The sequence below is a fragment of the Filimonas lacunae genome (assembly GCF_002355595.1).
GTDB classification, from domain to species: domain Bacteria; phylum Bacteroidota; class Bacteroidia; order Chitinophagales; family Chitinophagaceae; genus Filimonas; species Filimonas lacunae.
In genome coordinates this window covers 4853912-4874694 of record NZ_AP017422.1, presented here as the reverse complement: position 1 = coordinate 4874694, position 20783 = coordinate 4853912, and the positions used below count along the sequence as shown (strand labels likewise).

At 42.3% G+C, this 20783-nt stretch carries 17 protein-coding genes and 1 pseudogene; 12 read left to right on the top strand and 6 right to left on the bottom strand.

The window, feature by feature from the left end; genetic code table 11:
* The first annotated feature begins 116 nt into the window (after positions 1-116).
* Positions 117-233, top strand: a complete 117-nt coding sequence (locus FLA_RS32080) for a hypothetical protein (RefSeq protein ID WP_394337500.1) — start codon at positions 117-119, stop codon at positions 231-233.
* Here the strand turns inward: FLA_RS32080 and FLA_RS19170 are convergent.
* Positions 179-703 (bottom strand): annotated as a pseudogene (locus FLA_RS19170) (FMN-dependent NADH-azoreductase); the annotation flags it as partial. The gene FLA_RS32080 and the pseudogene FLA_RS19170 overlap by 55 nt on opposite strands.
* A 102-nt stretch (positions 704-805) precedes the next feature.
* On the opposite strand from FLA_RS19170, the gene FLA_RS19165 reads away from it, so the two are divergent.
* Positions 806-1174, top strand: a complete 369-nt coding sequence (locus FLA_RS19165) for a winged helix-turn-helix transcriptional regulator (protein ID WP_076379069.1) — start codon at positions 806-808, stop codon at positions 1172-1174.
* Positions 1175-1179: 5 nt separating this feature from the next.
* Here FLA_RS19165 and FLA_RS19160 read toward each other — a convergent pair whose 3' ends face one another.
* Entirely contained in the window at positions 1180-1491 is a 312-nt protein-coding gene (locus tag FLA_RS19160; protein WP_076379067.1) for a hypothetical protein, read from the bottom strand.
* Positions 1492-2016: 525 nt separating this feature from the next.
* A complete protein-coding gene (locus FLA_RS19155) occupies positions 2017-2319 on the bottom strand; it encodes a hypothetical protein (protein WP_096511176.1) in 303 nt (100 codons plus the stop codon).
* A 511-nt stretch (positions 2320-2830) separates the two neighbouring features.
* On the opposite strand from FLA_RS19155, the gene FLA_RS19150 reads away from it, so the two are divergent.
* Complete coding sequence (locus FLA_RS19150) at positions 2831-3715, top strand: VOC family protein (protein ID WP_076379063.1); 885 nt, start codon at positions 2831-2833, stop codon at positions 3713-3715.
* On the opposite strand, the gene FLA_RS19145 is transcribed toward FLA_RS19150, so the two are convergent.
* Complete coding sequence (locus FLA_RS19145; RefSeq protein ID WP_076379061.1) at positions 3716-4162, bottom strand: helix-turn-helix domain-containing protein; 447 nt, start codon at positions 4160-4162, stop codon at positions 3716-3718.
* An 11-nt stretch (positions 4163-4173) separates the two neighbouring features.
* Positions 4174-4506 carry a type II toxin-antitoxin system HigB family toxin gene (locus FLA_RS19140; RefSeq protein ID WP_076379059.1) on the bottom strand — a complete coding sequence of 111 codons (333 nt, stop codon included), beginning with the start codon at positions 4504-4506 and terminating at the stop codon, positions 4174-4176.
* 222 nt (positions 4507-4728) lie between these two features.
* Between FLA_RS19140 and FLA_RS31985 the strand changes: the two genes are divergently transcribed.
* Both FLA_RS31985 and FLA_RS19130 read left to right on the top strand, forming a co-directional pair.
* On the top strand, positions 4729-5241 hold the full coding sequence (locus FLA_RS31985) for a methylated-DNA--[protein]-cysteine S-methyltransferase (RefSeq protein WP_076379057.1): 513 nt from the start codon (positions 4729-4731) through the stop codon (positions 5239-5241).
* Between the two features lie 17 nt (positions 5242-5258).
* Positions 5259-5933, top strand: a complete 675-nt coding sequence (locus tag FLA_RS19130; RefSeq protein ID WP_076379055.1) for a DNA-3-methyladenine glycosylase family protein — start codon at positions 5259-5261, stop codon at positions 5931-5933.
* Positions 5934-5989: 56 nt separating this feature from the next.
* Here the strand turns inward: FLA_RS19130 and FLA_RS19125 are convergent, their stop codons facing one another.
* Positions 5990-6559: a hypothetical protein gene (locus tag FLA_RS19125; protein ID WP_076379053.1), complete on the bottom strand. Its 570-nt coding sequence runs from the start codon at positions 6557-6559 to the stop codon at positions 5990-5992.
* Positions 6560-7350: 791 nt separating this feature from the next.
* Between FLA_RS19125 and FLA_RS19115 the strand changes: the two genes are divergently transcribed.
* The 7 genes from FLA_RS19115 (at position 7351) to FLA_RS31535 (ending at position 20337) form a co-directional block, all read left to right on the top strand.
* The gene (locus FLA_RS19115) at positions 7351-7944 is read left to right on the top strand and encodes a sigma-70 family RNA polymerase sigma factor (protein ID WP_076379051.1); all 594 of its coding nucleotides are present in this window, start codon (positions 7351-7353) and stop codon (positions 7942-7944) included.
* Between the two features lie 52 nt (positions 7945-7996).
* Entirely contained in the window at positions 7997-9112 is a 1116-nt protein-coding gene (locus FLA_RS19110; RefSeq protein ID WP_076379049.1) for a FecR family protein, read from the top strand.
* Between the two features lie 88 nt (positions 9113-9200).
* A complete protein-coding gene (locus FLA_RS19105) occupies positions 9201-12437 on the top strand; it encodes a SusC/RagA family TonB-linked outer membrane protein (RefSeq protein ID WP_084206208.1) in 3237 nt (1078 codons plus the stop codon).
* 18 nt (positions 12438-12455) lie between these two features.
* Complete coding sequence (locus FLA_RS19100; RefSeq protein WP_076379045.1) at positions 12456-13892, top strand: RagB/SusD family nutrient uptake outer membrane protein; 1437 nt, start codon at positions 12456-12458, stop codon at positions 13890-13892.
* Between the two features lie 94 nt (positions 13893-13986).
* Complete coding sequence (locus FLA_RS19095) at positions 13987-16299, top strand: GH92 family glycosyl hydrolase (protein WP_076379043.1); 2313 nt, start codon at positions 13987-13989, stop codon at positions 16297-16299.
* A 17-nt stretch (positions 16300-16316) separates the two neighbouring features.
* Positions 16317-19517: a glycoside hydrolase family 2 TIM barrel-domain containing protein gene (locus FLA_RS19090; RefSeq protein WP_076379041.1), complete on the top strand. Its 3201-nt coding sequence runs from the start codon at positions 16317-16319 to the stop codon at positions 19515-19517.
* 649 nt (positions 19518-20166) lie between these two features.
* Entirely contained in the window at positions 20167-20337 is a 171-nt protein-coding gene (locus FLA_RS31535) for a hypothetical protein (RefSeq protein ID WP_159445099.1), read from the top strand.
* Positions 20338-20783 lie beyond the last annotated feature (446 nt).

Below are 20783 nucleotides of genomic sequence, written 5' to 3'. Positions count from 1 at the left end.
GAGAAGCCGGACAGTGATGAGTGTAATTATATCCGTTAGCTTGCATACAATAGCACAGGAGTTTTATGTTTCCTGTGCTATTGTTTTGTTGAATACAAACGCTTCATTATACGGGTATGCTGGCAATGGCTTTTTCCAGTGCTTTTTCCTGCACGGTGGGTATTTTTACGCCTTCTGCACGTACGGCAATTACTTCAGTCATACCCATAAAGCCAAGCACAGCGCGGAGGTAAGGTTCTACAAAATCGTATGCTTTCATAGGACCTTCGGAGTAAATGGCGCCTTCTGCAATAGCCAGATATACTTTTTTCCCTTTTATCAATCCTTCCGGGCCTTTTTCGCTGTAGCTGAAAGTTTCTCCTGCACGGGCGATATGATCAATCCACGATTTAAGCGTAGAAGGGATAGTGAAATTATACATAGGGGCGCCTATAACGATAATGTCCACTGTTTTCAACTGCGCAATGGCTTCATCGGAATGCTTTACGGCTGCTTCCAATGCAGGGGTACGTTGTTCGGGTGTGGTAAAAAAGGATTGCAGATGTGCTTCTTCCAGGTATGGAAAAGGGTGTATGGTTAAATCACGTGTAGTTACTGTGCTGTCAGGATAGGCTGCCTGTAGTTTTTCCACTATTGCATTGCCTAACTGTATGCTTACAGAATCTGCCCCTCGTGGACTTGAAATCAGGTGTAGTATCTTCATCTTTCTTAAAATTAGAGTGCCAAATTATTGACATTGAGGACGGGGTGTACGTAGCTATCTGTTTGGATAGTGCTATACCTTTGTATAGTAAAGCGGTGAAAGATGAAAAAAGAGACTGAAAACGAGGTGGTTGCACATACGGAAGAGAACTGCAAAAAACTGCTGCTGCCTGTGCAGGATGCGCTGGATGTATTAAATGGCCGTTGGAAACTTCCTATTTTGATAGCTATTTCTTTTACCCCCAAGCGATTTAGCCAGATTTCAAAAGAGGTGAATGGCATTACCGACCGGGTACTGTCCAAAGAACTGAAGGAAATGGAGCAAAACAAGCTGATTACCCGAACAGTGTATGATGCTTTTCCGCCGGTGGTAGCATATGCGGTTACAGAGCATGGGCGCACATTGCATAAAATTTATGGACAGCTGGGGGAATGGGGAGACGCTCACAGGAGGCTGATTATGGGAAAGTGAATGGGCTAACCCGGTTGCGCTTTCCCTTTTTTCACCACAATCTGGTCTACTACAAAATTGATGACCAGGCGATGGTCTACATTTATAATACCCGCAAAACGAATGAGTTCATCTAATGTAAAAAAGCGGTTGGTTTTCACTTTTCGTTGAAAAGTATTGTAGTGTATTCCTAAGTCAACAGCAATAGTGCTTACTGCATAAAAAGCGAATACTTGCTCCCAGCTTGATATTCTTTCTGCATCAAATTCAGCCTTCAGATAGGATAATTTTTGCAGGTTACGCCCCCCACTTTCCGCTTTAACTTTCGCTGTAGACATTTTTTCTATTTTTTCCTGCGAAAAAGTAGCATTTCAATTATTCAAATCCATTGAATGTATCACATTACAAGTGATGTATTTGTATATATAAGTGAAATACTTATTGTAGTGAGTAAATTGATGACAATTGTATTATCAGATCGCCCTCCTGTATTTTCAGAGATTCAGGCCTGCCTTTTTGTAACGCAGATCATTTTTGCAAGCTGTACTTTATACCAGTGAGCATGAATGGCAGCATTATAGGGTGAATATCGTGCCAGTATGTACAACAGAACACCTTTACAAATACTGGCCATCTGTATTTACTATGCACAGGAATGATTGCTTAACAGGCAACCTGTTAGAAGCCGGTTACAGTAGATAGTTATTATGGAGCCGGTTCAATATAACATTACACTTCCCTGGCCTTTTACTGGAAAGGGCATTCCATAGTACTACAATGGGGTATTACGGGGATAAGAAAGCACAGTTAGCTCCTATTTTTTACGGCCCATATTTCGCACATAAGTAAGGAGCGTGGGTTTGTTACAATTCTTTTCTTTTTACACCAACCTGATCTGTAGCAAAACTGATTATGATGCGATGATCAACATTAATATTCTCGGCAAAGCGTATTAACTCATCCAATGTAAAAAGACGGTTGTTTTTTACCTTTTTTTGAAAGGTGTGAAAATGTATTCCTAAATCAACCGCAATGGTGCTTACTGCATAAAAAGCAAATACCTGGTTCCAGCTGGTTATTCTTTCTGCTTCAAACTCAGCCTTTAAATAAGATAATTTTTGCCTGTTTCTCCCTCCTCTATCTGCTTTTGCTTTCCCTGCTGACATTTCGTTCCATTTTTTCCTGCGAAAAAGTAGTATTTCAATCATATAAATCCAGTGAATGTCTCTTGTTTGAAGTGTATTGTTTAAATAAATAAATAAAATACTTATTTTAATGAAGTAAAAAGTTTACATTTATGAGTCTTTCTTCCACTTTATTTATACCGTTACCTCTACTATTAGTCACTTTTAATACACTAAGCAAGGTCTTCGTTTTAAAATCCTGGTTCCTCATGTAGAATTTACTTTTTGCTGTTGCACGATTAACTGGTCCGGTTAGTCAACCCTTTTTATTTTCATAGATTCAGGCCTGCCCTGTCCAGGGCGGGCCTCTTTGGTGCTGGTGGTTAGTAACCTGTTAGAGGTTTTTGGAGAGACGATTTTTAGAAAGCTTACTTTTAAATATTGGTAGCTAAACAATCTTATATAGAAACAGAGTTGCTTTTACAGCTTTCAACAGGAGAGAAACGGGCGTTGCATATACTCTATAAGTTAGAGAAGGAGAAACTGAACGAGCATGAAGCAGGATAGGCGGTTGATCTTGTTACTGGGGGGTATTGTATTAGTAGTATCTCCGGGTGCAGCATACGAAAAGGCCGGAGTGCAGAAGTATGTGGTTGCAGGAATAGATCATCTTCCGGTGGTGGTTAGGAATTTAGACAGTGCAACAGCCTTCTACAGAAAACTGGGCTTTGCTTTAAAGCCTGGCAGATGGCATCAGAATGGCATCCGCAATCAGCACATTAAATTTAAGAACGGTATTGAGTTGGAGCTGATCACTGCATCGCAGCCTATAGATACTTTAACAACTGAATATTGTCAATCGCTTCAGGAAGGAGAAGGGCCAGTGTTTTTCGGACTTTATACTCCGGATATCGCTGTGGTAGCCAGGCGGCTTGATAGGCGTTGGAAGTATGAGCGTGAGAGTGGAGCTATTACATTCCCGGCATCAGACTTATTGCATCCGTTGTTTTTGGGAACAAGGAATTCGTCGCCAACGGATAAGCCTGAACATTTTTCGCATCTAAACACGGCTAACTCTCTCATAGGTTTGTGGTTGGCAACAGATAACACTGCTTCATATGTTCATTTGTTTCAACACCTGGGAATTGTAATCAGGCCAGGTAAGGTGCATACACCTTTTGTAAATGGTACAGCGTCAATTGCAACATTAAAAGAAGGGGAGGTGGTGTTATTGCCGGCTTCTTTTCAAACAGTACCTCATCATATTGTAATAGGCGCAACGGTGCGTGTGAGTAATATGGATAGTGTTAAAGCTGTATTGTGTAAAGGGGGCTTACAAGTGCCAGCTTTGATAAAGGGGGAGGGAGGGGCGGTTAGCTTGTTTCTATCTCCGGAGCTTACGCATGGCATCTGGCTGGAGTTTAGAAAAGATAGGTGATTAAGAAGTGTAGAGTGCTTTAGTGGTATTCATGACGCTTGCATTTCTTAAATGAGAGTTTTCTGAAACAGTCAATTTATAAGGACGATTAAACGCTTCCTGTTTAACTTTGAAATACGTCGATAAGTTTCTTATCACTTCTTTAGAAAGCCCTTTTTTATAGTTTAGGATATCTGAAATATAACCTTTACTTACCCCAAGGATGTCCACAAGGTCTTTTGCTTTTAGGTTGTGTTCTTTGATAAAAGAGTGTAGTAGTTGAATGGGATCTAATTCTTCAAACGTATTGTGCTCTGAATCCCATTTTTCAATAAGTAAAGTTAATAGCGCTATTTCATCTTTCGCATTTCTATCTTTTGAAGGCAGAAACAGGAGTTTTTCCAGTGCGTTACAATATTCTTTATACTGATTTTTGCTAGTGATTACTTTGTATTTGAGCGTTTCCATAATCTCTTCTTTTAATATTGACTTATATTAAACTGTTCCTTATCTGCACAGAGTTTACTATATTCTGCATGGGTGCCAATCCAGCAAATAAATAAATGTACTTGCTTGTCGCCAAAAGCATATTTTATAATCATCCTATAATTATTGCCGCCAATGTCCATTACTGCTCTGCTTGAGCCATTTCCTAATAAATCTGTACTGGGGAAAGTTTCCAGTATATCCAATGGATTTTCCCAGTCAGCATATTTTAGCTTTGTTAAGAACTCTCTAAAGCTAGTCCGGCTTTGGGTGTTTTTTGTAGCAAAATATTCGATTGTTTCCCTTCTTATCAGGTGAACTTTCATGGTAAAGTTACTTTTTTCTTCTTAAAAGTTCACAAAAGGTGAACTTTTATTTTTTGAGAAGCTAAAAATTAGTCTTCGACCTATAAGAAGGAGGGAATGGATATTACATTTCAAAAAGGAGGAATTAAAATTTGAAAAAGGTATGTTCTTATTGAATTACCTTAGATAAGGATAAGTGATGAAGGGAAACAAACAGAATGAGAAGCAGAAAACAGAAGTGAAATGAGTGAGCATGAACGGTTGGTGTATAAGGATATGTTGTCGCCTGTAGGCTTTATCAGGCTTATTGCCACAGATACAGGGCTTGCGGCTATATTGTGGGAAGGGGAAGATTATACAAGAACAAAGTTGCCTGCTCCTGAAAGGGACGATCAGGCTGTAATATTGCTACAAACGGAGCAACAACTGAAAGAGTATTTTGATAAAAAAAGAAGAGTGTTTGACATACCACTTGATTTTAGAGGAACAGCGTTTCAAATAAGGGTTTGGGAAGCGCTTTTGAATATTCCATATGGGGTAACCAAAACCTATGGAGAGCTGGCGCGTTTATTAGGCGATATTAAAGCTGTTCGTGCAGTGGGTGGCGCTTTAAATAAGAATCCTATCTCCATTGTAGTGCCTTGTCATAGAGTGGTGGGGGCAGCCGGAAAATTGGTGGGTTTTGCAGGTGGGCTGGATAACAAATCAATCCTGCTTGACCTGGAGAATGAATACAAGGCACCTACACTTTTTTAATTATCCAATTGTAAATAGTGAAAAGGAAAACGTTAGATACGGAAGAAATACCGGCAACTTTTCATTCCGGTAATTACCAGGAGTTATGTGAGCGATTGGCCAGTGAGGATAACGATTTGAAAAGAATTTTGGATGCGCATGGTTATCCCCCGATGTGGATACGGGAAAATACTTTTGAAACCCTTGTACATATTATCCTGGAACAACAGGTTTCGCTGGCATCTGCTTTGGCTGCGTTGAATAAGCTAAAAGAGAAAATAAAAGAGATTACTCCCGATACAGTACTGCCACTGAGTGATGAAGAGATGAAGGCGTGTTATGTGAGCCGGCAAAAAATGGTGTATATAAGAGGGCTTGCGCAGGCGATAAAAGACGATGTGATCAATTTGGCACAATTGGCAAAAATGTCTGATGATGAGGTGCGTAAACTGCTGATAAGTCTAAAAGGTATTGGTAACTGGACTATAGATGTTTACTTGATGTTTGCGCTGCAAAGAGCAGATATTTTTCCGATTGGCGATTTGGCTGCTGTAAATGCGTTAAAGCGTTTGAAACAACTGCCAGTTTCTACTACAAGAGAGGAAATGCTTGAAATCAGCGAACACTGGAAACCCTTTCGGTCGGTAGCCAGCATGATGCTTTGGCATTATTACCTCTCTAATACCCGGAAGAAAATAGCTCCGGTGGATTAGAGAGGTTGAGGATCATGTTTATTTATTCAAGGCTAAAGCATGATCCCGAATTTTTATTAAAAAGAAAGCTGTGTTTTAATGTCATCAATTTTAGTCTTGGCTTCACTGAATGCTGTTTCAATAATATCTCCAGTGTCAATGAATAATGTGTTGTCAGAACCATATTTTTCAAGTGTTAAATACCACTTGGTTGCTCCATTACTGATAAAATATCCAACCTGAAAGCCATCTGTCGTGACAAACTTATTTTCTAGATAGTCGGAGTTTTCGATTGCATCTTTTATAGCATCGGCTTTTAATACTTTTATTGCTTTTATTACTTCTATTAAATCGTTGTATTCAATTGATGCTGTTGTGCCTGAATATTTACTTTCCTTTACTATTTGGTAAAAATATCCTGTTAAAGAACCGCTTTTAACCATCCTGACTCTGGTTTCTGCACTCCCGTAAGTTGTATTTAGCTTAGGAAGATATTTATCTGTGAATTTGGTGATAGTGCCTGTTTTTGAGGTAAAAGCTTCCATTTTAGTTTTAATTCTCTCTGCTTCTTTCTTTGTGTCCTGGGCTTTTAGTTGTAAAGCATAAAAAGTGAATGCAAGGCATAGGATTATTAATTTCTTTTGCATAGACGTCTATTTAATAATGTTTGGCGTAAAATAAGTGTAAGGTGTTGACGTGTGGGTACGGGAAACCGTAACTATTGTATGTACATAGTAGGTTTCTTTGTGCTCCTAAAAGCTTGTTGAAATGAATGCAAAAAATCTTATTCTTATCTTCTTATTGTTTCTGATTTCGTGTAGTTCTTCCAGGTATTACGAGTGCAAGTTGGAAAGCCCGCTGGTAGTATATGACAACTTGCACTTGTCTAAAACTATTTGCACTATTCCTGCTGGTAATACCTTCGTTATTGGTAAAAGTGTTAAAAGGAAACGGTCTATTAATTACATGTCTTTTAGTGGCTATGCAGAGGATTTGCGATTCAGAAAGGTGAAGCGACTTCCTGATTATAAGTTTGTTTCTCCTGATATGGCCAGTTCTTCTGTGGGTGCTCAATCTACTGCGGTGTACACTAGCAATACAGGTAGTATAAAAGGTAGTGGTAGTAGTAGTAGTAGTAGTAGTAGTAGTAGTAGTGGTGGTAATGTTCAGGTAAAAGGATATTATAGAAAGAATGGTTCATATGTGAGCCCTCATGTAAGAAGTGCCCCGAGAAGGCATTGATTAGTGAAATAGAAAGTAATTGTGGCTACTTTCTATGGATTACCTAAAAAACGATAAATCGTTTCTGATAAATATTATAACACCAGGCATCTGCCTGGTGTTTGTTTTTTAAAAATAGCGGAAAACCCTACCTTCGTCCCTTATCTGGAAGCTCATTTCAACCTGGGCTTTTTTCTAGTAACGATCACGGCCTGATATGAATTCGAGCAAATCATTGCATTCTAACGCTGATGAGTTTGAGGTGGAGGTTTGGAATGAAGCCTCTTTCGAACGGTTTTTCAAAGAAAAATTTGCTTCCTTATGTGCATCCTGCCAGTATAAATTCGATCTGGGTATTGACGAAACCAAAGATATTGTTCACGCAGCCTTTATTAAATTATGGCAGCTTCGGGATGAGGTGGAGCCGTGCCGTGCTACCGCTTTTTTAGTGAAAGTAATAGGAAACAGTGCTTTAGATAGCATTAAACATAGTCAGGTAAGGCAAAAATATGCCCGGGTGGTAAAAGGTACTGCTGAGGAAGCGGACGATGGGCAGTTTGATGTAATTGATGCCAAAGTGCTTTCTGCCAAAATTCAAGGGGCTTTACAGGAGTTACCCGGCCAAATGCGGGTGGTGTTTGAGTTGAGCAGGCTGGAAGGACTTACCTATGCTGCCATTGCTGCCCAGCTGAATATTTCCGTTAAAACGGTGGAAACACAAATGAGCAGGGCGCTGACTAAAATGCGTACCAAATTGTCGGACTATATACTATTATTAATGGCCCTGGTGCAGCTTTTTACTTTTTTTTAAAATATTTCACATTTCTGTAGGGGTACTTCCTTTTTAAATCGTTTAATAACAGATGCAGCAAAATCACCCTGATATTGACATCCTGGTAAAGTATATCAACGGCGAATGTTCCGAGCAGGAATGTTTGCAGGTGGAGCAGTTACTGCGTGAAAATGCGGCGTTGCAGCAGGAATGGTGGAAGCTGAATGAAGCTGTAAAGCTTGTAAATACGTATAAAGAGACAGGTGATATTAATATAGAGGAGGAATGGAAGCGTGCCAGAACGGCTATATATAGCAGTATTCAGGCGGGCGAAGCGATAGAAGAACCTGTGACGAAGCCTGTTTCGAGGGTATATACATTATTGAGAAGGTTAGCGGTGGCAGCGTCAGTAATTACAGTAGTGGCGGGAGCCTTTTATTTTGTTACTCAAAAGGTAAACAAGGTAGAGGAAAGGGTTGCCATTGTGCCGAAACAAAATGCAGGTACGGAATTGATTACCTGGCGTAATGTTACAGGAAAAACAGAGAGAAAGGTATTGCCGGATGGTTCGGTAGTGTTTTTAAACAATGGTAGTGCTATTACTTATCCTGGTGTGTTAGCACAACATGGTATGGATGTGCAATTGGATGGGGAAGCGCGGTTTGAAGTGGTGACGAATAAATTAAGGCCATTTACCGTGTCTGGTGAAGGATTGGTAACGAAAGTACTGGGTACCATTTTTGAAATGAGCGCTGATAAAACCCGGGATTATATAGTAGTGCGGTTGTTTGATGGAAAGGTGGCGGTAAAGCCATCGGTTAACAGCGAAGAAGTGCAGCTGAATCCGGGTTATCAGTTGGTATATAATAAGCGAACCTTCAAAGCCAGTGTTAGTAAAATGCCGGGTGTAAAAGCGAAGGATAGTAAAGGTACCGGTGCTGTTAGCGAAGCGGTTGATCAGTTGAACATGCCGGTGGCGAAAAGCTCGTGGTATATGTTCAATAACCAGCCACTCAACAAGATATTCGATCAGCTGTCAGGTATGTATAAAACCAAAATTCATTATAACGAAGCAGACCTTAAAAACCTGTATTTTATTGGTCAGTTTAGTAAATCCGATTCTATTGAAACGATTTTAAGCCAGATTGTTGAATCGCAGAATCTGCGGTATAACAAAACAGAAGATGGATACGAGATCCGCAAATAATTAAACAATATTCAATACACTGCATTTTTAAAGAGAAATACTCCATAGCTATTATTATTTAGTTTAATCATCCAAATTGTCCTGTCATATGAAAATTGATCTACTAAGGTCCCGGCATTGTATTGCCCTCTGTTTTCTTGTGTTTTTGATGGCCGGTGGTGTAAGCGCCCAAAGCCAGGCAGTAGTAAAAGGGACGGTGCACAGCACTTTAAATCAGCCGCTTTCAGGTGTTTCGGTAGTGGTGCGTAACCAATCTACCAACTTTACTTCCGGTACGGTGTCTGACAGTGTAGGCGCGTTTTTCTTTACACGTGTACCTGCAGGCGGTCCTTACAGTTTTACCTTCTCAGGTGTAGGTTACGAACCACAAACTTTATCGGGTTATACTATTAAAGAAGGCGTTACGCTTTCAGTGGTAGTGAAGCTGAAAGAAGCTGCCGGTGCATTGGAAAGTGTGGTGGTAGTGGGTTACGGTACGCAATCAAAAGCTACGGTATCTACCGCTATTACCAAGGTAGAAAGCAAAAGCATTGGCGTGCAGCCAGTGGGTAACGTGGGGGAAGCTTTGGCGGGTGTAGCTGCTGGTGTGCAGGTGCAGTCTGATCAGGGGGCTAAGCCTGGTGCAGCGCCTACTATCCGTGTAAGAGGTATCAGTTCTTTAAGTTCTTCCAATGATCCATTGTATGTGGTAGACGGTTATCCTTTGCAGTCTGCCAATAACTTTTCGCTGATCAATCCCAATGATATTGAGTCTATCGAAATTTTAAAAGATGCGGCTTCTGCTGCCATCTATGGCTCAAGAGCGGCCAATGGTGTGGTAATTGTTACCACTAAAAGAGGTAAGGCTGGTCGTACGGTGTTTTCTGTATCGGCCTATACGGGTTTACAAAGTGTCAACAGGTATTACAAAACTTTAAACAAGACTGATTTTATTACGCTGGTAAAAGATATCAGCCGTATCAGAAACCTGGTATATCCTTCTATCCTGGATGGAAATACTGATTCTTTGCCTGATGTAAACTGGCAAAAGCAGGTGTTTCGTACAGCGCCTATCAGCAATTTTGAAATCAATGCTTCCGGTGGTAGCGAGAAAGTAAAATACAGTATCTCTGCGGGTTTATTTAAGCAGGAAGGTGTGGTTGTGGGAACGGAGTATACCCGTGTAAGCACACGTATGAACCTGGATGCGGAAGTGGTGAAGAATGTGAAAATGGGCTTTTCTATTGCGCCTTCTTATGCTGAGCAGTTCAGACAGCCTACTTCTGGTCAGGCTAGTGGTGCTGGTGCCAATACTGCTGATTATTTAACGGGTGTACCTGGTCTGGTATCAGATTTAAATCTGCCCAGTCCATTAAACCAGGCGCTGACGTTTCAGCCGATAGTGCCTGTGCATATGCCTAATGGCGATTTTGCGCAGCCTTATAATCGAGCGTTGAACTTTAACCTGTCGCCTACTTCTGTATTCTTTGCTACTAACTTCTTTAACCCGGTAGGTATTTTAAGTCAGAGTATAAACCGCTCCCGCGCTTTCAGAACACTGGCCAATACTTTCCTGGAATATACGCCCATTCAGGGGCTAAAGCTGAGAACCTATATTGGTGCTACGCTGGAAAATGAGCAGGTACATGCTTATGTGCCATCTACTATGGCGTATGCACTGGCTCCGAATGCTTCTTATTCTAATCCATTGCTGGCGGGCATTTTTGCTTCAGACAATGTTAAAAAGTCATTTGACTGGGTGTGGGAAAATACAGTTACTTATGATAAAACGATAAAAGACCACCACTTTAACCTGTTGGGCTTGTTTTCTACCCAGCGTTATAATGCACAGGTAAGTTATGTGGCAGGTGTACCAGGTACTTTTGTAACAGCAGCGGTAAAAAGCCCGCTGGCATCTCCTAATACGGTAGGTACCGAAGCGTTTGATGAAAGTTCTTTTCTCTCTTATGCAGCACGTTTAACTTACGACTATAAGCGCAGGTATTTGCTTACGGCTGCTGTGCGTAATGATGGCTCTTCCCGTTTTGGTCCTAACAACCGCTTTGCAACCTTCCCTTCTTTCTCTTTGGGCTGGCGCGTTGCGGAAGAAGATTTTGTAAGGCCTTTAGCGGATAAATTGTCTATGAATGAATTCAAATTACGTGGTGGTTATGGCCGTACCGGTAATGCCAACATTGGTAGCTTTACTTATGTGAATGCTATTACCATTAACAGAAACTATGCATCCGGAAACAGCAGGTTATATGGCGGACAGCAGTCTGGTTTTGCCAACCCCGATCTTACCTGGGAAAAGAACGATCAGGTGAACATAGGTGCAGATATCGCGTTTAAAAGAAACATGTTTGTGTTCACCTTCGATTACTTTGTTCGTACTTCTAAAGGCATGCTGCTGAATAAAACTTTACCAGCTGTGGTAGGTTATGCCAGCAGTTATCAATCCAATCTGGGTACTTTACAAAACAGGGGCTTTGAGGCTACTGCTGCTGCCAACCTAAGCTTCGGTAAGTTGAAGTGGAATATCAATGCTAATATTTCTACGTATAAAACCAAGGTTACAGACCTGGGTGGTCCTTCGCAACTGGCTGCAGTAGCTGCTATCAACGGATGGAACAATGTGTTTCAGGTGAAGGTTGGTCAGCCGTTGGGTTTGATGTATGGTTACCAGGTAGAAGGTGTATTTAAAAATACGGCCGACCTGGCAAAATATGCACAAACCACAGCGGGTAACGTAGTGGGTGACTGGAGAATCAAAGATCAGAACGGTGATAAGGTAATTGATACGAAAGATGCTACTGTGCTGGGGCATGGTTTACCTGATTTTACCTACGGTTTAAGCAACATGCTTACTTACGGTAACTTCGATTTTACGATGATGATACAAGGTGTACAGGGCGTAAATATTATCAATGGTAACTATCGTCAGATAATCACCGGCAACCACAACCAGAATACCATTTATAAGTATTTCAATAACTATTTCGATCCTGCTAAACCTGATCGTGATGTGGAGTATCCTATACCTGCATCCAGCAGCACTATTAACCCGGGTAATGCACTGGTAAATAAAGATGTGGAAAATGGTTCTTATTTGAGGATCAGAAATATGACCGTGGGTTACAGAGTGCCTGACAATGTGATGAAAGCGATTTTCCTGAAATCGGCAAGAGTATATGCTACGGCACAAAACCCATTCCTGTTTACGAAGTATACAGGCTATAACCCGGAAGCTAACGTGAGTGGCAGTAGCCCTATTACTGCGGGTGTTGACCAGGGTACTTATCCGGCGGCACGCACTTTTATCTTCGGTGTTAACATTGGGTTTTAATCTTAAAAACGACTTATTATGCAACTTAGAGCATCCATTATAAAAGGCATAGCAGCATTGCTGTTGCCGGTTACTTTCACTGCCTGCAGCAAATCATTTGTAGATGTTACCCCGCAGGGTATTATTCCGGTAGGCAGCTATTACAATACAGAAATTGATATTAAAAACGCATTGAATGGCACCTATAACAGCCTGCGTACTATTTATAATGAACAATATGGTTACGGAGAGTTGCCTTCGGATAACGCGCAAACGTTTGGAGAGAGCGAGGTAATGTATGGCGAAGAGGACAAGCTTACCTGGAACGCTACTTCGGTAAGGCTACAAGCGGCATGGACCCGTTTTTATGCCACTATCGCGTATGCAAATATTGTATTGGATCACGTAGGTACGCCTGTGATGTCTGATGCCAACAGGGCTAACTATACGGCGCAGGCTAAGTTTTTAAGGGCGCTTACTTATTTTAACCTGGTGCGCATGTATGGTGCAGTGCCCCTGGTATTAAAAGAAATCAAAACAGAAGCAGAAGCCTATACGTATTTGCGCACTTCTGCCGATTCGGTGTATGCACAGATAGAAAAGGATTTAACAGAAGCAGCAGCTGTGCTGCCAGCTTCTTATACCGGAACGGATATAGGAAAGGCTACCAGCATTGCAGCCAAAGCATTGCTGGGCAAGGTATATATGTATGAGAAGAAGTATCCGCAGGCAGAAAGTACGCTGGCTGAAGTAGTGGCTACTGCAGGAACGTTGTTGTCATACGATCAGATATTTGGGCTGGGAAAAGACAATAACAAGGAAATTATTTTCTCTGTACAGTACCTGGGTGGCGGCTATGGAGAGGGTAATACCTTCGCCAGCGGTTTTGTTCCCCAGCCATCTGGCTCTACTATTATCAGTGTAAGCGGAGGCAGTAGTAACATTGGTACAAAAGATTTGTATGATGCGTTTGAATCCGGTGACTCCAGGCTGAATACGGCTATCGGTATTTTTACTACCGGTACTTTTACTTATTACTACGCCAAGAAGTTTGTTTATGCAACGGTAGCAAGTGGTAGTGAAGGGGATAACGACTGGCCGGTATTAAGATATGCAGATGCGATACTGTTGTACGCCGAAGCGTTGAACGAAAACAGTAAAACCCCTGCTGCATTAGATCAGTTAAACCTGATAAGGGTGCGTTCTAACCTGATTGCTAAAACGGGGTTATCTCAAAGCGATGCGCGGGATGCTATACGTAAAGAGCGTCGCGTAGAGTTGTGCTTTGAAGCAGAACGCTGGTTTGATTTAAACAGGTGGGGTATTATGCAAACAGTAATGACAGCACACAAAGCCAATTATCCGGCAGCAAACGGTACTATTGGGAATATAGTAAGTACTTTGAATCTGTATCCTATACCACAGCAAGAGAGAACACTGAACCCGAACTTGTCGCAAAACCTGGGTTATAACTAGTATTAGCGCAATAAAAGGATTGGTGCCGGGGGCACGGGCTTTCCCTATAGGAGTAAGTTCCGTGCCCTCTTTTTTATATTGTCAATGAAAACGTATGATAAGACTTTACCAGAAAGGATTTTTATGCCTGGCAGGTGTTTTATGCAGTGCCGGGTTATGGGCACAACGTAGTCTTGCCGATTATGTACAGCCATTATCAGGTAGCGGGGCTGCTACCACGCCAGCCGCTTTAAAACATGGAGGTGAGCTGGCTTTTGCTTTGTTTGCCAATACCATTCCGGCGGTTACTACGCCCTTTGCCATGACGCAATGGACGCCGCAAACGCAAACCACAGAAAATAAATGTATTCCTCCTTATTACTATAAGGATACAAAGTTCAATGGCATACGCGGCTCGCATTGGTTAAGTGGTTCCTGTACGCAGGATTATGGCAGCGTTACCGTGATGCCTGTTACCGGTAAGCTGAAAACAGGGGCGGCGGCTACAGAAGTGACTTTTTCTCATGAAGACGAAACTACCACTCCTTATGAGTATCGCGTCAGGTTAAAGGCATACGAGCTATCGGTGAGTGCTACTTCTACTAACCGTTGCGGACTTTTACAGTTTACGGCTGAAAAATCGGATAGTGTTTATTTGCTTATCACGCCTAACAGTGATTATGGAGAGGGGTTTGCCCGCGTAAATGCGGCTTCTGGTGAAGTGTGGGGTTATAACCCGGCACACCGTATTTACCAGGGATGGGGTAAACCTGCCGGTTTTAATGGTAGTTTTTATATGCAGGCAGATCGCCCGGTGGTGGCACATGGTGTATTTACTGATAATACGGCTGTTGCCGGTGACTCTATAGGCGGACAACATAAGATAGGTGTGTACATTGGCTTTTATCTGCAAAAGGGAGAAAGCGTGCAGTTGCGCGTAGGAACTTCTTTTACCGGTGTAGCAGGTGCCAAAGTCAACCTGGCATCGGAAATAAAGGGCTGGAGCTTTGAGCAGATAAGAAACGCGAATAAAGCTGCCTGGGAAAAGGCGTTATCCAAAGTGACTGTTACTACATCCAGCGAAAAAGATAAGCGTATTTTTTATACAGCCTTGTATCATTCCATGCAACAACCCCGGTTGTATAACGATGTAGATGGCCGTTACCCGGTGTTTGCCGCACAGTACGAGGTTACAAAGCTGACGGCTGGCAACTATTACGATGATTTTTCGCTGTGGGATACTTATCGTGCGCATTTGCCTTTATTTGAAATACTACAGCCGGAGATGGCTGGTAACCTGGTAAAATCACTGATGCTAAAAGGGCAGCAGGGTGGTTGGTTGTCTATTTTTCCTTGCTGGAACAGCTATACGTCAGAAATGATCGGCGACCATTGTACTTCTGCTATTGCTTCTGCTTATCTCAAGGGCATCAAAGGTATTGATGGCAAGGAAGCCTACCGTTTAATGCGCCAGAATGCATTTGATCTGCCGGTAACAAAAGAAGAATACCAGGAAGGGAAGGGGCGTCGTGCGCTGGATAGTTACCTGAAATATGGCTATATACCGGTAGAGGATAGTGTGTTGGATGCTTTTCATAAAATGGAGCAGGTGAGCCGTACAATGGAATATGCTTATGACGATTATGCGCTGGCGTTGGTAGCTAAAAAGATGGGTAATACAAATGATTACAAAGCTTTATTGCAGCGGGCAGGCTATTATCGTAATGTGTTTGATACTACCCAGGGGCTGGTGCGTGGCCGTCATGCCAATGGTGTGTGGGTGCAGCCGTTTCATCCGGATAGCAAGGAGCATTATATTACTGAAGGTACACCAAGGCAATACACGTTTTATGTGCCACAGGATGTGCCGGGGTTAGCCCGGCTGATGGGGGGAAGGGATAAACTGGAGCAGGCGCTGGATACTTTATTTGTGAACAACGAGTATTGGCATGGTAACGAGCCGGGCCACCAGATACCTTTTATGTATAACTTTACCGGGGCTCCCTGGAAAACACAGAAGGCGGTAAGGGATATTCTGCAGCGCGAATACAGTGACGGTCCGGGAGGGTTAAGTGGTAATGATGATGCGGGTCAAATGAGTGCCTGGTATATTTTCGCTTCTTTAGGGTTTTATCCTTTAAATCCTGTTTCCGGTGAGTTTCTGTTATGTGCGCCTGTTTTTGATGCGGCCAGTATAAAGCTGGCAAATGGCAAAAGCTTTACCGTTAAGACAAAAAAGCAATCAGCTACATCTTTGTACATAAAGCAGGTAAAGCTGAATGGAAAGCAGATAGCCACCAATTATATTACCTATGCACAGATAACAAGTGGTGGCTTGTTGGAAGTGTATTTGCAGGATAAGCCGGATACTGCCTGGGGAGCTGCTGTGGCAGCACAACCGGCAGGTATGGCAAATGTTTCAAAGTAATAGTTTAAGCAATGCAAATGAATTGGAATAGTTATAAAACAGGGGTGCTGGCTTTGTTGTTAGCGTTTTCGTTACAGGGGCATGCACAGGGGCAACCGACAGACAGTACGCTGCCCTCCGAGATAGAAAACCCGGCATATATTGGCTGGAATAAAGAGCCGGCGCATGCCAGCCTGATGCCTTATGCTTCTTTGCAGGAAGCGCTTCTTGCCAACAGGCACGCTTCTTCTTATTGTGCCAGCTTAAATGGTAGCTGGAAATTTCATTGGAGCGCCTGGCCTAAACAACGGCCTATGCGTTTTTATGAACCGGGCTATGATGTATCTACCTGGAAAGAAATAAAAGTGCCTTCCAACTGGGAAGTGCAGGGATATGGTACTCCTTTTTACAGGAACATCGGGTATACATTTCAAAAAGACTTTCCGCATGTAATGAGCACTCCGCCGGAAACCTATACTGCTTTTAAAGAGCGTAACCCGGTAGGTAGTTATCGCCGTGAGTTTATAGTAAACGATAGCTGGCTGGCCAATGGCAGAACCTTTTTAACGTTTGATGGGGTGGATGCGGGCTTTTTTGTGTGGATTAATGGAGTGAAAGTAGGTTATAGCGTCAACAGCCGTAATGCGGCAGAGTTTGATGTTTCCCCTTATGTAAAAAAAGGAAAGAATGTAATTGCGGTGGAAGTATATAAATATACCTCGGGCAGTTACCTGGAAGATCAGGATATGTGGCGTTTAAGCGGGATATTCCGGAACGTTACACTATGGCATGCGCCAGATGTGCATATGCGGGATTTCTTTATCCGCACCAGCTTTGATAACAATTATCAGCATGCAGTAGCTACGGTTACTGTAAAGGTAAAGAACTATGGCAAAGTGGCTGTTCCGGCACAAACGCTGCAGGCAGTGCTGTATAATGCCAATAAGGTGTTGGTGACAAAGGCAGCGGTAGCTGTAAATGCATTGCAGCCCGGTGAGGAGCAGCAGGTGCAGCTTGCCATTCCGGTAAAGAATGCGCTACACTGGACAGCCGAAACCCCTTATTTATATACAGCAGTTTTACAGTTGCAGAAAGGTGCGGTGGTAACAGAAACTATTTCATCCCGTACCGGTTTCCGCCAGATTGAAATACAGGGTAAGGTGTTTTTGGTAAACGGTGTTGCCATTAAACTAAAGGGTGTTAACAGGCATGAAAATAATCCTGAGGTAGGGCATGCAGTTACAGAAGCACAAATGATACAGGATATTAAAGTGATGAAACAAGGTAACTGTAATCATGTGCGTACCAGCCATTACTCCGACGATCCGCGTTGGTATGAGTTGTGTGATGAATATGGATTGTACTTGTTGGCAGAAGCGAATGTTGAGTGTCATGGTTTGCGAAACCGCTTTAATGAAGAGCCGACTATCAAAGCTGCTATTGTTGACAGAAATGTGGCCAACGTAGAAAGTTTTAAAAATCATCCTTCCGTTATTATATGGTCGTTAGGTAATGAGTGTGGTACGGGGGGCAGCAACTTTGCAGCGGCACTGGCAGCCATCAAGCACATTGATGCAACCAGGCCCACGCACTATGAAGGTTTTGGAGTAGGTGCAGCAAACCCTGCCGATCTGGATAGTAAAATGTATTCCCCTATCATTCCCTATGCCAATCCTACACCCAAAGAGAAGTTACTGGCTTCTGTAGAGCTAACCGCCACTGATTCTACACTTACCAAGCCTTTTTACTTATGTGAGTATGCACATGCCATGTTTAATTCTATGGGTGCGTTGAAAGAGTACAATGAGGTGTTTGACAAGTATTCTTCTATCCTGGGCGGCGCTATATGGGAGTATCAGGATCAGGGCATCTGGAACCGCAGAAACCCGGCACATCCTATACTGGCTTATGGTGGTGGCTTCGGTGAATACCCGAACGATCATTATTTTATTCATAAAGGAGTAGTTGCCAGCGATAGATCGCCCAAGCCGCATTATCCTGAAATGAAGCATGTATATCAGTGGGTGAAAGTGGCTGTGAGTGATTCTGTGAATGGTTTGTTTGAAATAAAGAACAAATATCAGTTTATAGATTTAAACCATCTGACTGCCACCTACACCGTTAGCCGCCAGGGAAAGATAATTGCCACGGGTAATATTGATGTAGTCGGCATTGCGCCTTTTACAAGCCGTGTAATTAATTTAAAGAAACAACTGGGGGCAGTTGCTGGTAATGAGCCTTGTTATATCCGTTTTTCATTTTGTTTGAATAAAGAGATGGCCTGGGCTAAAAAAGGATTTGAGTTAGCGTCTGAGCAGATAAAGATAGGGGCCGGGCAGTTGTTGGCACCTGCACTGGTTGCTGGTAAACAGCCATTGCGTTTACAGGAAACGGCAGATGTGATCAACATTACAGGCGGGCAATTTGCTTTGTGTTTTGATAAGAAGAAAGGAATGTTGTCTTCACTGGTAAGTCATCAGAAAGAATTACTGCACGGTAATATGGGGCCACAGTTGCATCTGTGGCGTGCCCCACACCAGGAAGATGATATTTATGCTAATAAACTGTGGGATTCGTTAGGTGTTAAGCATCTGAACTGGCAGGTAGAAGCTATTCAGGCTACGCAGCAGAATAGTGTGGTGCTGGTTACGGTTAAAGCCAAAGGTGCAGGTAATCATGGCTTTTTTGTGACTCATTCGGCTGTATATACCATTTATACGAATGGTAGTGTGCGCCTGAGCAACCATGTATCGTTTTCTGATACCAGCATAATACTGGCGAGGATAGGCGTGCGGTTGTTTGTGGATAGCTCGTTTAATAAGGTAAGCTATTTTGGTCGCGGGCCGTTTGAGAATTACTCCGACAGAAAATCAGGTTCTGATGTAGGGCTGTATAGCAGTAGCGTGCGTGAGCAGCTAACGCCTTACGAGAAGCCAATGGAAGCGGGTAATCATGAAGATGTAGATTGGGTAAGGCTGGTGAATAACGCAGGTGGCTCGCTGATGGTTGCTGGTGTAGGCAAGCCTGTTCAGATGTCGACCTTACCTTACAGTGATGAGGATATGGAGCCGGTAGCTAATAGAATTGATTTACCGGTGCGTACGAAAACGGTGTTATGTGTAAGTAGTAAAACACTGGGCGTGGGGTCTAACTCCTGTGGTCCTAAGCCTATGCCGGAGAGTATGGTGTATTCGAAGGATGCTGATTTTGAATTTTTGATGATATTGGGGCAGAAATAAAAGTCTTGAAGCGTCTTTGTTTGATATTTATTTTAAGTATAAGCAGAAGCCTTACAATTTAATTGTAGGGCTTTTGTTTGTGTATTAGATAGTGACGATATGAATTTCACTGCACAAAATTTGTCAGCTATTACAGCTCGCACGCTAGTGGTGCATGGTGACCGGGATAATTTCTTTCCTGTAGAAATTCGTGTAAATATGTATCATTCTATACCGGATGCTGCCTTGTGGATTATTCCCTAAGGCGATCACGTTCCGATTTATGATGCTGCTGTGCCGTTTATCTCAACGGCTCTGCGGTTTTTGGGTGAGTCTGTTATTTAATAGAGGTGATGAAATTTTGCCGGAAAGTGTATTGTGGCGCTCATTTCTACGACTGAAAAAATAATTTCTTCTACTGCCAGGGGCATTTTTACAGCTATGGTATTCCTTTCTGCAACTGCTTCAACAAATTCTGCAGCAATTACAGCAGCTCTTCTATAGCAGAATGGAATGCCGCAGCTGTAAAATTCATTGTTATAGCAATAGGGGGCAATTTTGCAGCTGTAAAACTCATCGCTACAGTTATAGATATTGTACCTGTAGCTGCCATATTGAGTGTAGCAGCAATTGGTATCCATTTATAGCTGCAAAACTCACCGCTACTGTTATGAGATTTGATAAATCAGTAGCCAAACTTATCGCTATAGCAATGGCGATGAGTTTTATAGCGATAAATATGGCTGTTACAGTAGCCAGTTGGAATCCATATAAAGCAAAACCGGGGCAGGTATATGATAAAAAAGAACTGGTAAATACCAATAGAAATGGGATATTTTGAATTAAACCAGCATTTCGACTAATAAATGAAATATTCTAATCTTCAGGAGGCATAAACGGCTTAATGAGGGAGGCAGTTTACTGTTTTCTTTGAACTGAATTAATGTATCAATATATACAACATCACTATACTTGTCAAGAACGGCATTTACTTCGACTTTATCAGATCGTCTTTTTGTTCGGTTTTGGAATCATGCATTTTTTTCTGACCATTACAATAGGGTTAAAAAGTAAATTGTAATAGCACAAAATCAGCATTAAAGTGGATGCGGTTTTACTTAAAAATCTTGCTGGTTAACCTTTTAGCTGCTTTTAGAAGTGGGTCTTTCCTTATTTCAAATTTCATAAAAAAGGAGCTTTCCGTAGCCTCATCCTATAGGACGAGCAACTCGCTCTATAGAACCTGTTGCTCGTCTGTTGTGCTGAGCCCCTCGTCCTATAAGATGA